This window comes from Rhodococcus sp. 06-156-4 (genome assembly GCF_002259345.1).
GTDB classification, from domain to species: Bacteria; Actinomycetota; Actinomycetes; order Mycobacteriales; family Mycobacteriaceae; genus Rhodococcoides; species Rhodococcoides fascians_E.
This window is the reverse complement of record NZ_NPGB01000029.1, coordinates 89,566-102,525: the sequence shown is the minus strand read 5'-3', so window position 1 is coordinate 102,525 and position 12,960 is coordinate 89,566. Positions and strand designations below refer to the sequence as shown.

Genomic DNA, 12,960 nt, shown 5'->3' with positions numbered 1-12,960 from the left:
GAGCGGGGGGAGAGTGGTTTTGTGGCCGTGCCGAACTCCGCACGCGGAGAACGGGCCTTGGGGGTCGAGGAGCATGCCCATGTGGTGGTCGGCGTGGTCTTTCCACCACACGCTCGCTCCGGTGTTCGGGTCTTTGCGGAGGTGTTCCCACGCTCGCCAGAGGGCATCGAGTCGTCGGTAGGCCTCACCGTGTGCCCACCACTGTGGGCACCACTTCTTCTGATTGCCTTCCGAGACCTCCCGGCGGTAGTGCGGGCGGATCACCTCGTCGACGAAGTCCAACAGTGAGGTGTAGACCGGTGCGGCTTCGGCGTCGTCGGCGGCCGCCTGCGCTTTCTGCACCTCTGTGTCGAGGGTCGCGGCGAGGGCGCGTGCGGTCGCGGCTTGCAGCTGCCCGAACAGTTCCGGGGTGAGGATCTCACCGAACTGCGCATCGGCGATCGCTGCCACTTCCTTGCGGATCCGGGCGGACACCGCGGCGTCGACCTGCTGTTGGAATGGTGCGGACAACTCGTCGTCACCGACTGCTCCGCCGTCGTCCGATATCGGTCGTTCGCCGTCCGCGTCGACGTCGTCGTGATCGATGCCGCCAGGTTCCGAATCGTCCCCAGGGGGTGCGAGTTCGGTAGCTGGGTCGAATTCGTCGTCGCTCACAGTGACTCGCTCTCGGTCCCGGTGAAGCTCGGTGTCTTACCCAACGTCACACCGCCGTTGCGGATGGGATCGTGCAGATCCCCTGAGCCGCGGTCGTTCTGGGCTGCGGAGTCCTCTGCGCGTGCGGTCGCGTCCTGCACGGCGTCGGCGTGGGGTCCGTTGATCCATTGCACGGTTTCGACCAGGACCGGCCGGTTGCCGGAGGAGCGGATAATCGCGCGACCGCGGGGGAGCGCTTCGAGGTCGGATTCGGTGAGGGTGCGGACCTGTGTGCGTTGGCGTGAGCGGGAGTTCCCGCCGCGTCCGGAGGAGATCGAACCGGTGATCTCGTAGTGATCGCCGAGGGCGGTGGACATGTTCCGTAGGAACGGTCCGTCGTCGACTTTGACGCCGCCTCCGTAGACGGCGACGTTGGCGGCCGACCAGAGGGCTTTCATACCGTCCTCGCCCCAGCAGCGCGCGCCCTGCGACCAGGACTGCAGGATGGACATGATGATGATTCCGCGGGAACCGAAGTGACTGTAGAGGCCGGGGAGTTCCTGCCAGCGAACGACATTGGCCACTTCGTCGAGTGCGAACAGGAACGGGGTTTTCAGGCGGCCTCCGGGGATTTCGCTGGCGCGTTCGAGGATCTCGTCGCACACTGCCACGGTCAGTGCGGTCACGATCGGACCGACGGAACCGATCCCTTCCTTGGACAGGCTGTAGAGGGTGTCGGTGTCCGAGCGGGCGAATTGTGCGGGGTCGAACTCCGGTCGGGTGTCGCCCGGGCCGGAGCGTTCGATCCACGCGTGCACCGATCGGAGCTTGAAGCAGTTGATCATTTTCTTTGCGGTGGTGAACACGCCGGAGCGCTGCTTGTCGGTGGCGGTGTAGTGCGCGGACAGACCGTCTGCCATCAATGCGTAGTCGGCCTGGCGGAGCAGGGTGATCGGTTCGAGGTTCTGTACATCGGTGACCCACCGGTAGACCTGTGTGATCGGACGCCTCGCGACCGCGGCCGCGAGGATCAGCGAGGCGAGCAGATCCTCACCTTCGGGATCGAAGAACGCATCCTTTTTCGCTGCTTGCCCGTCTTCGCCGACGGCGAACTGTTTCGCCAACGCTGCTGCTTTGCGTTCTTGCACCGAGACATCGGCACCGAGGGTGTCGAGGTCGCCGAGGTCTGCGGTGGTCGCGGTCTCCGAGCGCACCCACGACAGTGGATCCCACAGGAACGTCGCCGGTTCCTGCGCAACGCGTTGTGGGTCGAAGACCCAGACGGTGCCGATGTCGTCGCGGTAGGCGCGGGTGACGTCGACGACGTCGCGTTTGTTGCTGGTGGTCAGTACCGAGCCCATCGCGGCGAGGATCGCTGGAATGACCCGCGAGGTGGTTTTACCGGTACGTGGACCCCAGATGTCGACGTGGGTGGATTCGATGTCGGCGTACAGGCGTGCTCGGGTGCCGACCATGATTCCCAGCGGCACACCGGGTTCGCAGCCCCGGTCGACGGGCGTTCCGAGGCGTTCGGCGACCGAGCGGCAGGCTTTGTAGGTCAACGACTTCACGTCCTTGATGCGGCCGAGATGTTCGGCGGCGTCGTCGACGCGGCTGCGACGAGCACGCCGGCGGCCGAGAGCAACGCCGAGGGCGCCGAGTAGGGCCAGCATCAGAAGTGTGAAGAACACCGCCACGACGGTGGCACCGGATGTCCACACCAGATCCCCGGTGTAGAGCTGAGAGACGACGTCGGCCGGATTGGCCGGAACATCCTGCTCGCTCCCCAGGCGCAGGGACATCGATGCCCCGCCTCCGATCAGCACAGCAGCACCGGCGAGACCGCCGAGAAGCCACATCGTGGCGGAGTCGTTGCTCGGATCTTTGACGTCGGTGTTCATGGTGAAGTCCTCTCGTGGATACGGGTCATGGCTGTTGGGTGTGTGTCGAGTTCGCTGGCCGGTTCCGTCTGGTCCGTGTCGAGCTCGTCGGAGTGGGGGAGGACGCCCAGGGCCGCGGCTTTGGCGATCAGCACCGACCACTGCGCGATCGCCGTCTCGGGTGATGTCATGTGCGGTACCGGAAATCGGACAGTCGCCACCCGCCGGGAGTGGAGATGATCGTGGTCCGCCAGGTTTCGACCGGACGCAGCGTCGACGCGCCGCCGGCGTGCAGGACGCGCTGGCGGCAGTCGAGGTCGACGATGACGGTCCGCATACCCTCCGGACTGGCCGGGGCGTCGGCGGCAGGGGTGCACGTCGCGGTCAGAGTGTCGCCCGAGCGCGCCCAGGCGTCCCATTCCCGATCCGGACGCAACGCCGCCGAAGTCTGCGGCGCGTCAAGAGAGTCCGTGAGCGGCACCGTCAGCCAGGGCCGCGCCCGGGCGAGGGCGTCGGTCTTGTCGGCATCGAATGCCGGTTGCCAGGACAGGATCGCGTTCATCGCAGCCGCGGCGGCCTCCTGCGGTCCGAGAGCAGCTGGGTCGAGGGGGTCGATCTGCACGTGAGCGTCGGTGCCTTCGGGGACCGGATCGGGGTCCGGCGAGCTGCCGCAACCGGCAGCGAACACGGCGATCGCGACCGCGGCGGCTATCGATGCCAGCGCACGAACACCGGATGTGGTGCGAGAGTACCTGGTGTGAGAAGCGTTGTACGTCATGAGTTCTGGCTCCTGAACGTAGGTTCGGCGGCGATGATCTTGTCGGCATACGGGCGGGTTTGAACGATGTAATCGTTAGAGCCGGTCGGAAATCCCCCGGAGGAGAGCACTGCGCCTTCGCCGGCGTTGTATCCGGCGAGGTACAGCTCGGTAGGTCCGTTCGGTGCGCTCACCCGGCCGTCTGCGATCCCGGCATCGATGACCCCGGCGATGTCGCACATGTACTGGCCCTGCGCCATGACCGCGTCGCCGATGGAGTTGATGTCGATCGACCCGTCGCCGTCGTAGTCCTTGCCGTAGGTCGCCCAGGTGCCGGGCATGAACTGCGCGGGGCCGCCGGCGCCGGTGCTCGAGACGGGGGCGTTTGGGCCGTAGGAGAAGCCGTTCTCGGCGTCGAGCTGCGCTGCCAGGAGGGAGGACTTGATCTGTGGGCAGATGCCCCCGGCTTTGCGGAGCCAGGGTTCGAACTCCGCCGGTACCGATCCGGCGGCGAGATCCTCGCCGAGCCCGGTCCCGGGGGTGGTGCAGCCGGGGGCGGCTGCGGACGCACCCGGCCCTGCGGCCGTCCCGCCGGGCAGTGTGCCCCAGACGGCGCTTGCGTCGTCGAATCCGGAGGCGTCGACGGTGATGTGGACGTGGTTCATATGGTTTTCGTTGTCCGAGCCGCGGTCTTCCATCAGGGAGGGTTCCTGGCCGGGGAAGTGGATGGTTTGCCGCCAGATGGCGTACTCGAGGTGGAAGAAGTCGGCGTTGGCCATGACGTAGTCGAGGATCTCGTTGCCGAGCGCGACTCCGTCTCCGGAGGAGTAGTTCGGGATCATCGCGTCGACCGCGCGGCCTTGTGGATGATCGTCGGCTGCTCCGCCGCTGCTCCGCCAACCACCGAGGGAGTCGAGGCGGTTGCCGAATTTGATTGCCAGAGCGCGCATCACGCGTTTGGTGCCGACCTGCAGGCCCGTCTCGGTTCCCATCGATGCCGGGGTGGGGGTCGACAGATCCCCGCCAGCTCCGGGGACTGTTCCGGCGAGCTGGTCCACCGGCGCCGAGACAGGAGCGGACGGTGCGGCAGGCGGTGCTGCGCCGGGGGCGGGTGCGGCGTCGTATTGGGCGAGCGGATCGATCGCTGTTCCGCCGGCACGGCCGCCGTCCCAGATCTCGAAATGCAGGTGTGGGCCGGTGGATTGGCCGCGGTTGCCGACGGTCGCGATGGCCTGTCCGGCGCGGACCGTTTGGCCGGCGGCGACACTGTAAGTGTCGATGTGTCCGTAGACGGTCGAGACGGTCTTGCCGTCCAGCACGTGATCGAGCACGACCCACTGCCCGAACCCGGAGGCTTCCCCGGCATCGGCGACGGTGCCGTCGGCGGCGGCGTAGATCGGGGTCCCGATCGGACCAGCCAGGTCGATGCCCTGATGTTGGGTACCCCACCGGGTACCGAAACCGCTGGTGAAGGTCACGACAGCGGGGTCCACCGGTTTGATGAACGAACCCGGCGCAGCAAGCAGGTTCCCCGGCGTCGCGCCGAGCTGCGAGGTTCCGGGCAGGCAGTCGGCCGAGGCAGCGGCGCGATCTTGTTCGTCCTGCGCGAGGAACGCAGCGAGCACTGCGGCCCCCAACAGGACCCCGACTGCCGCGATCGCGACTGCCGTCAGCGCCGAGGAGCCACCCCGATCACTCACCGCAGCTCCGTCGTCGGCGTATCTCTCCCGGCAGCGAGACGGTGGTTGAGTTCGGCGGCCGCAGCCAACGCCCGGCGCAGCTCCAGCACTTCGTCGTAGTCGGTACGAGGGCGGCGGCCGGAGTCGTTGACCCACCCGCGGACGGTGGTCGCGGCGACACCAATATGTGCGGCGACGACTGCGCATGCGGCGGTGAACGAGGTTCCTTGCTCGATCGCTGTGCAGACGGTGCCGATCGCAGCATCGCGGGTCTCGTCGTCGACGAGCCGGTATTTGCGACGCTCACCCGCAGCGGACTCTGCCTGGGCAGTGGCCATCGCAGTGGGTTCGGTCGGCGAGAAGCTGGTATGCCGCGCGAGGTGGGCGCTCATCGGGTCACCGCCGCACGGCGCTGCTCTTCGCTGGCGGCGTCCAGACGCTCGTCCGTGTCGTGGATCCCCGACTTCTTCTCCGCCGGTGTCACCCACACCCGGAACGGGACACCCGGGCGGCCACCTTCACCGAGCTTGAGCAGAAAATGCCCCATCCCGGAGGGAGGTTGTTTGACCGACTCCAATGGTTCAGCGATACGGCTGGGGTCGAGGTCCTCGACGCTCTCGTGCGGGTCGACGGCGTCGCAGTGCCGCGCTTCGCTGTCCTGGTGCACCCACATGGGGGTCTGCGTACCGGCGAGGAAGAGCAGCGACCTCGAGCAGTGCTTGCAGCGGATCCGGGCGGCGGTCATAGCGGTGGCCGCCGAGCCGAGGTCGGCCGAGTCGGACCAGTTGGTGAGCATCGTCTTCTCGCGTTCGGAGAACTGCATCACCTCCGACAGTCGGGCGACCTCACTGCGGGGAATGGGTCCGATGATGCGGGCGCGGGAGCGTTCGAAGAACCCGGATGCACCGACTTTTTCGAGGTCGGCGACCGAGTGGGTGACGGCGATGACGCCGACACCTTTGGTGCGCTGCAGGCGCTGCACACCGTCGAGGCGGTCGACCATCGTCGGACCGCACGAGAGGACCTGCCACAACTCGTCCATGAGGATCGAGAACGCCAGGTGCGGGCCGTTGCCGCTGGTGGCGCGCAGGTGCGCGGCATCGACCGCGGCGAAGCATTCCGACCAGCCCGAGACCAGCACAGCGGCCCGCATCAGGGAGTCGCCTTCGGGGACGGCGGACATGTCCAGGCAGGTCGAGGGGTTGTCGATGTCGATCCGGACGGTGGTGGCGGAGTCGAACGTTTCCCCGAACCGGCCCTTGGTGAGCGCGCGCAGAGTGCGCAGCAGCGGCTTGACCTGTCCGCGGTACTCCTCGGGGCTGTCGGCGACGACATCGTTCTGCAGCTCGTCCGGGCAGCTGTCGACGAGCTCGAGCAGGTCCGACAGCCGGGCGGGCCGCTCGACGTCGTGTCCGCGGCCACCATCTGCGGCGGGGGTGTAGAGCAGGCGGATGCCGGAGTCGATGACCGCTTCCTCGTAGTCCTGCAACGGAGAACGGCGCACGATCTCGCACAACGCCAGGACGAGGTTGACCTGACGGAAGTGCAGAGCGAACTCGTAGCGGCGGCGTAGGTCCGGATCGATGGTGATGTAGCGGGCCAGTGCGACCCCGATCGGTCCGGGATCGAGAGGGTTGAGTGCACCTGTGCCGTAACCGACTTCGTTGACACCGGTGGTGCAGACCGCTTCGGTGAGCTTGCGGCCGTCAGGTTTGACATCGCCCGGCCACATCACGCGAATACCGGCGGCGATGTCGCCCAATGCGATGCGACGCAGCAGTGTCGATTTACCGAATCCGTTGAGCGCGATGATGATGCACGCCGGTGCGGTGATCGCGCCGCGCTCTTTCGCGGCGAGCGGGGAGAAGCCGACCGGGGCGCCGGTGGACAGGTGCGGTCCAAGGATCGGTCCGAGGATCGGGGCTGAGGCACCGAAGATCCACGGGTACAGCCCGGCGACCTGTTTGGTGGTGCCGCGGTATTCGACCGGGGGCAGGACGGTGGCCATGCGGCCACTGCCCGCGCCGGTGAAACCGCGTTCGTCGGATTCGGTGAACACTCCGCTCTGCGTGCCGTCGCCGAGGAGTGCGCGGTCGCGGTCTCGGTTGCGGCGGTGATTGTCATCGCGGTTCAGCAGCGCTTGGAGCCAGCGCGCTTTGACACCGGTCGCGGCCGCGGCGCGTGCTTCGAGTGCGCTGCGGCCCTCGTCGGAGAGCACCCGATACTTGTCTGCCTTCACTGGCTGTGCGGGCTTCGAGTCGGCGGGTCGGGGCGTGCGTTGAGTGAGAGTGCCGGGCATGACGGGTGTTCCTCTCGCAGGGGCAGGATCGGCGGGTGGGCTGTGCGGGGCGGCGAGCGGCGCCGGGGTGTTATCCGTCGGCCAGTCGCGGCAAGGAGGTGTGCTCGGGAGCGGACACCCCGATGCCGAGTCCGACAGCGAAGGCTGCGTCCTGCCAGTAGTGGCTACGGCGCACCGACAGCAGCGCTTGGACGGAGACGTCACGCAGGATCGCGTCGATCCGTGGGACGTCGGTGGTCTCGGCGGGCCCGGTGACGGTGACCAGGATCGCGAAGCGGGTCATGCCGTGGCCGAGGGACTGCTCCTGCTGGGCCAGGCTCGCGGCGCGTTCGTCGTTGACATCGCTCATGTTGTCCAGGCCGGTGCGGCCCGAGCGGCGGGCGCGGGCATTGCGGTAGTCGCTGGCGGCGACGTCGGCGGCTTCCCCGGCGGGATGGACGCGATAGAGGATCGTGACCCGCTTGTGCGGCAGCTCGGCATGCGGGCGGATCAGGCGTTCGAGGACTCGCTCTGTCACAGCGCGTTTCGGTGCCACCCGCATTTCCCAGGTCACCGACACTGCGCCGTCGTGGAAATAGCGGTCGCGTTTGCGGAACGTGGTGCGTGGTCCGCAGTCCGGCCACGACAGGCCGGTTCCCTGCCCGGAATACAGGGCCGCTTCGACCGCTTCGAGAGCTGAGGGATCGTAGGAGCGGCGCACAGTCCCGGCGACCTCGTCGGCGGTCATGGGGGTGCAGATCACCCCTGCTGCTGCTGCGGCCGCGGTGATCTCGGGCAGTCGGCGAGCGATCTCGACGGCTTGCTCGATGGGGTCTTTGCGTCGCTCGTCGGTCTGGGCTTGGAAGGTGATCGCCAGACGCGCGGCCATCCGGACGCCGCCTTTGGCGGTGCCGGTCGCGGTCTCGTACATCGACTGCCGCGCGAGCTCGGGTGCGTCGCGGCGGACACGAGCACGGACGGTTTCCATCAACACCGTTCCGGTGTCGGGCACGGTTTCGAGGACTGCAGCAACCAAGGGAATGTCGGCGACGTCGCCGAACCCGCCGAGTTGCTGGCCCCAGTTCGCCACTGCCCGGTCCAAGTGTTCCTGGTCGAAGTTCTCCCCGCCCTGAGGTTCCGCGGCGAGCTGCACGGTGTAGTAGTGGGTGTCGGGCAGATGGATCATCGAGAACGTGCGACCTGCGGAGTCGATGCCCTCGTAGAGATCGGTTCCCGCCAACACACCCGGTAGACGGAGTACACCGCCGGGGACCTTGGAGAACGCGCCAGAGGCGTAGATGTCTTCGCCGCGTCGATTCGACAGCAGCGAGGTCCGCCAGCCCGAGAAACGCCGGTGACCGCTCTGGCCGTCCTTGTTCATCACCATCGGCACGATCAGCACCGCGCCGACCGCGAGCACCAACCCCGATGCCGACAGCGACCGGGTGACCGCATAGGTGCCGATGATGGCCACCGCGAACCCCATCCCGAGGATGGTGACCGCGAAGCTCACCCCGAATGCACCACCGGAGCGTGGCAGTCGCCATGCGCCGTAGGTGGTCGGCGCCCTGTGTTCGCTGCTCATCGGATCGACCGGTGTGTGCGTGGCTCGATGTCGACTGCGGCCGCACTACGGTGTGCTTCGTACGGCCGGTTCGGTGTCTGCGTCGGGTGTGAAAACTGCTGTGTCATATCTGAAATCCCCTGTTGTTGTCGTTGCCTGCACTGCTGTCCGGCACTGGTCCGCTGCTGGGACCGCCCGCACCGGATCCGAACGAATCCGGAGCCGAGCCACCGGAGGCGGCCGGCGGGGCTGCGGCGTCGGAGGAGCGGCCTGCGCTCTGCGCCCCGGTGTCCGCGCCGCCGCTACCGGGCGGCATCGAACCGCCGCTCGGACCACCGTCACTGGCGCCGCTGTCGCTTCCGCCGCCACTACTGCCTCCACCGGCCGGGCCGACGCCGAAGGAAGCAGGAACCGATCCGGACGACGACGAGGGAGCCCATCCGTCGACACCGCCCCCTGATGCCGCCCCGCCAGCACTTGCGCCTTCTGCTGCTGCGCTCCCGCCGCCGGTGGCGACCATCGATCCGACCTGGACAGCGGCGCCGATCATCGCGCCCGCGGCCGCGAGACCACCGACACCGCCGGCGGCTTCGGGCATCAGCAGTTTCATCAGCGACGGCAACACCAGAGCGGTGCAGGCGAGTAGTAGTGCCCCGACGACGGCGGTCATCATGCCGCCGTCTTGATCCTGTGAGGGTGCCGATTGCGCGAACAGCATCGCCGAGATCCCGATGACGAACGCTCCTACGGGCTTGAACAGCAGGAACGCGAGCGTCCACGCGATGAGCCGCTCGTAGGCGCTGGCTCCGATACGAGTGCCGCCCGCAGCGGCGGCGATCGGCAGGAACGCCGAGACCACCACCAACATCCCCATGCGCATCAACAGCAGGAACACCAGGAACAGTCCGCCGATGATGCCGATCAACCCGATCGCGAAGAGCATTGCGATCCCGCCCGGGGTGGCGAAAGCGGTGATCCGCACCATCGCTCCCACGAGCTTGGCCGGGTCGTCGCCGACGGTCGAATCGAGAAACCACGTCGAGATGCCGTCTGAGATCCGGGTACCGACGACGACGAAGAACCCGATCGAGCCTGCGATGACGGTGGCGCGGGCGAGCTGGCGGAAACCTTCCTCCGAGACCTGCCGGATCGCCCCCGATCGGGCGAGGGCGAGTTTGCCGCCGAGCAGGATGATGGAGACCATCAGAAACGCCAGCTGTACGTCGTAGGTGTAAGAGCCGACCTTCGACAAGACCGTCTGATACGCGGCCTCGTCTTGGCCTGGAATCGAAATCCACCAGCCGAGAGCGAATTTCAGCCCGGCAGCGCCTGCTTCACCGAACGACAGTCCCGCCTGCTCCCACGCACCCTCGGCGACGTTCTTGGCAGCCTCGAGTGGTGCGCTGGCGACGTTGGCGGCCGAGTCCAGGCAACTGGGTAGGCCGGTGTCCACACCCGCGGCGCCAGCGATTTCACTGAGCAGTGAGGTGGTGAGTCCGGTCGGGGTGGCGCACGGGGCAGTTCCGAGTGCGTCTTCGACAATCGATGAGTCGTCCTCGGGAGGGGTCGGTTCGGGGTCCTGTGCAGTCGCGACGGCGCTACCACCGAAAAGGATGACCAGAGCGAGACCGCACGCGAGGAACGCCCGCACTGTCGAGCGCCACAGCCGCGGGATGTGAGGTGTTTTCACCACCATGTGAGCCACCCCGGTTCAAATGGGCGTGAGTCGGTGCTACCACCGAAGGTCGATCCCTGTGCTGAATCGAACGGGCGGACCTGCAGAACCCATCCGCGATCCTCGCGCCAGACGAAGTCGGCGTTGATGCGGCGGTATTGGGTGGAGCCGTTTTGGAGGTTCACGCTGTAGCCGAACCAGACTCGGGTCAGTGAATCGTTGTAGCTCAGGCGTAGCGACGGTAAAGCGAGGGCGAGGTATCCGTCTGGTACGGACCCGCGAACGCCGCTGTCGTTGTATCGCTTCGACTGCTCCATGGTCCGCTCCGGATCGTCGATTCGACCGGACGCGACTGCCATGTCGATGCGGTCGTTTCCTGAGGCAAGGTAGGCCATGTAGTGAGCTGCGGCCAGCGCTGCACCTTGGGGAGTGTGGGCGAATCCCGTTGCCACCCCGGAGGCGTCGATGGCACTGGGGCCGTCCGAGGTGGAGAACGGGAGCACCATGTTGCCGTGGATGCGTTGGAGCATCACACCGGACGGGGCAGTGTCGGCGGATCGGCCGGGGGGCGGTGGGGACTGCTCGAGGATGACCCCGTTGGGGTTTTTCGGGACGTAGGTGACTCGGCCGAGGGCATCGAATTCCGGGTCGGGTTCGAACAGTCCCGCCTCCGGGTTCGGTGTGGCCGGGGCCGATGATCCACCGGCGTCGACCGAGACCAGCGGAGTGTCTTGATCCCTCTGCAGTACAACGAGACTGACGACGATTCCGGCGAGGATGATGACCACGACGAGACCGACACCGATCAGGCCGACGGTGCCGATTTTCTTGCCTTCGGATTCGGGGGGGCGATGCCTGGGCCTCGGCGGCTGGTGTGGTGGGTTCGCTCATCGGGGCGCACCGCCGAGTGCGACCATGTCGGTCGGCACTGCGTCGATGGCGGTGACCGGGTTACCGGCGACTTCGGCGGTCACAAAATCCTGCGGGACCGGCTCGCGTGCAGGTTCAGGAAGGGCGAGCTTCCAATCCTCACCCGACCACACCACCTCGGCTTCGACCGCAGCCAGTGAATCGTCCGAGAATTGCTGGACGATCGAGACCGTCGCAGCATCGGGGCTGTAGGCGGGCAGGGTGTAGCCGATGATCGACGGGACGACGGCCGGGTCGGTGCCGCTGACTTGGATCAGTGCCCGGTTCCCGGCGTAGGCGTCGCGCCCTGCACCCGGGGCGGTGACAGCGGGCAGAATCGTCGACCATGTGCTGTCTGTGGCGGTGGCGAGCTGCACGGACTGACCGATCGCAGCCAACGCCGCACCCTGCGGGGTGTGGGTGAAACCGGTCAACGGTGCGCCCGGCGTCGACGTCGGCCCGTCCTGGCTGCCCAGCGGGACCGCGATACCACCGAACGTCGTCCACGATGCGATCTGCGGCGGCTGGGCGAGATCGACCGCGGCGGGAGCATCCGCTGGTGGATCGGGGGCGGGATCGTCGGAGCCGCAGGCTGCGGAGAGAAGCGCTACTGCCGTCGTAGTGGCCGCGGCGATCGCTGTGCGGGTGCGGATGCTGGTGGGTGTCATGATCGTATGTCCTTCGATTCGGGCCGAAACGTTCTGCGGCAACAGTTGTCAGGGTGGGGATTGCTCGCCGGATGGCTGCTCACCGCCGAGAGGCGGGTTGATCTGTTCGATCTGTTCGACGAGGTTGCCGCGTTCGGGTTCAGCGGGTGCGGCTCCGGCGGTGTCGAGCATTACCGCGGCGATACCGCCGGCGGTGGCAGCGGCGAGGATCCAGCCGATGACCGCGGCGAAGAACTCGGCGGCCACCGGAGATTCGACACCAGGGGTGTGCTGGTGATCCCACGCCAGACGGGCCCCGACGAAGACGATCTTGCCGACGCACGCGACCGCGACCAGGGCGAGCATCCACCCGAGCACGGTGTTGATATCGGCGACCACTTGCTGCGGTAGCGCGGCCACCATGTCCCCGTCCGAGCCGGGAAGTGCTGTGTTCATCGGTTCTCGCCCCGGTACGACTAACCGCCGGCGACGGCGTTGAGGATGGCGTTGGCGCTGCCGGAGACGATCGCCCCGACCAGAGCACCGAGGAGGATCTTCGGAGCCTGGATCGAGCCTTGGTTCCATTTTTCCCACGCCATTTTTCCGCCGGAGAAGACGATGGCGGCCATGCACGCGAGTAGGACACCCCACAGCAACCAGTTCAGTAGTTTCAGCAGGCCGTTCGCGCCCGGTGGAAGTTCGGCGGTGACGTTGAATTCGATGGCTTGGACCGAGAAGTCCTGCACGGCTTGTGCGGTAGCGAGGAACATGATGTCGAGGGGCCTTTCGGTGGTGGAGTGGACACGAGGCTCAGCGAGGGCGTTCGCTGAGACGACAACAGGTGCCGAACAGAGGGAAGGGGACAGATCGTGTAGGGACGCACTGTGTTTCGTCCGCGACCGGTGACGATCGCTCCGATGCACTCGACCAGGACCGGT

At 67.0% G+C, this 12,960-nt stretch carries 13 protein-coding genes; all 13 read right to left on the bottom strand.

Annotated features, from left to right (window positions below):
- Positions 1 to 654: DUF4913 domain-containing protein (locus tag CH290_RS30560; protein WP_212555959.1), on the bottom strand; the 654-nt coding region annotated here is incomplete at its 3' end.
- Positions 651 to 2,534, bottom strand: coding sequence for a type IV secretory system conjugative DNA transfer family protein (locus CH290_RS22025; protein ID WP_037162022.1), 1,884 nt, complete (start codon positions 2,532 to 2,534; stop codon positions 651 to 653). The genes CH290_RS30560 and CH290_RS22025, both read right to left, overlap by 4 nt.
- Positions 2,531 to 2,704: a hypothetical protein gene (locus CH290_RS30340; RefSeq protein WP_155291638.1), complete on the bottom strand. Its 174-nt coding sequence runs from the start codon at positions 2,702 to 2,704 to the stop codon at positions 2,531 to 2,533. The genes CH290_RS22025 and CH290_RS30340 overlap by 4 nt, the downstream gene beginning before the upstream one ends.
- Positions 2,701 to 3,291: a hypothetical protein gene (locus CH290_RS22020; RefSeq protein WP_080738329.1), complete on the bottom strand. Its 591-nt coding sequence runs from the start codon at positions 3,289 to 3,291 to the stop codon at positions 2,701 to 2,703. Before CH290_RS22020 ends, CH290_RS30340 begins: the two co-directional genes overlap by 4 nt.
- On the bottom strand, positions 3,288 to 4,970 hold the full coding sequence (locus tag CH290_RS22015) for a M23 family metallopeptidase (protein ID WP_094620600.1): 1,683 nt from the start codon (positions 4,968 to 4,970) through the stop codon (positions 3,288 to 3,290). Before CH290_RS22015 ends, CH290_RS22020 begins: the two co-directional genes overlap by 4 nt.
- Positions 4,967 to 5,341 carry a hypothetical protein gene (locus CH290_RS22010; RefSeq protein WP_230594210.1) on the bottom strand — a complete coding sequence of 125 codons (375 nt, stop codon included), beginning with the start codon at positions 5,339 to 5,341 and terminating at the stop codon, positions 4,967 to 4,969. The genes CH290_RS22015 and CH290_RS22010 overlap by 4 nt, the downstream gene beginning before the upstream one ends.
- On the bottom strand, positions 5,338 to 7,248 hold the full coding sequence (locus tag CH290_RS22005; RefSeq protein WP_037162013.1) for a putative type IV secretion/conjugal transfer ATPase: 1,911 nt from the start codon (positions 7,246 to 7,248) through the stop codon (positions 5,338 to 5,340). The genes CH290_RS22010 and CH290_RS22005 overlap by 4 nt, the downstream gene beginning before the upstream one ends.
- Positions 7,249 to 7,318: 70 nt before the next feature.
- Positions 7,319 to 8,812 (bottom strand): SCO6880 family protein, encoded by a 1,494-nt coding sequence (locus CH290_RS22000; RefSeq protein WP_037162010.1) that lies wholly within the window; start codon positions 8,810 to 8,812, stop codon positions 7,319 to 7,321.
- A gap of 103 nt (positions 8,813 to 8,915) precedes the next feature.
- Entirely contained in the window at positions 8,916 to 10,487 is a 1,572-nt protein-coding gene (locus CH290_RS21995; RefSeq protein ID WP_052061986.1) for a hypothetical protein, read from the bottom strand.
- The gene (locus tag CH290_RS21990) at positions 10,478 to 11,254 is read right to left on the bottom strand and encodes a DUF8175 domain-containg protein (protein WP_094695936.1); all 777 of its coding nucleotides are present in this window, start codon (positions 11,252 to 11,254) and stop codon (positions 10,478 to 10,480) included. The genes CH290_RS21995 and CH290_RS21990 overlap by 10 nt, the downstream gene beginning before the upstream one ends.
- 99 nt (positions 11,255 to 11,353) lie before the next feature.
- A complete protein-coding gene (locus CH290_RS21985) occupies positions 11,354 to 12,043 on the bottom strand; it encodes a DUF8175 domain-containg protein (protein ID WP_052061984.1) in 690 nt (229 codons plus the stop codon).
- A 48-nt stretch (positions 12,044 to 12,091) separates the two neighbouring features.
- Positions 12,092 to 12,478, bottom strand: coding sequence for a hypothetical protein (locus CH290_RS21980; protein WP_037162007.1), 387 nt, complete (start codon positions 12,476 to 12,478; stop codon positions 12,092 to 12,094).
- 20 nt (positions 12,479 to 12,498) lie between these two features.
- Positions 12,499 to 12,792 (bottom strand): hypothetical protein, encoded by a 294-nt coding sequence (locus tag CH290_RS21975; protein ID WP_052061983.1) that lies wholly within the window; start codon positions 12,790 to 12,792, stop codon positions 12,499 to 12,501.
- Positions 12,793 to 12,960: the final 168 nt, after the last annotated feature.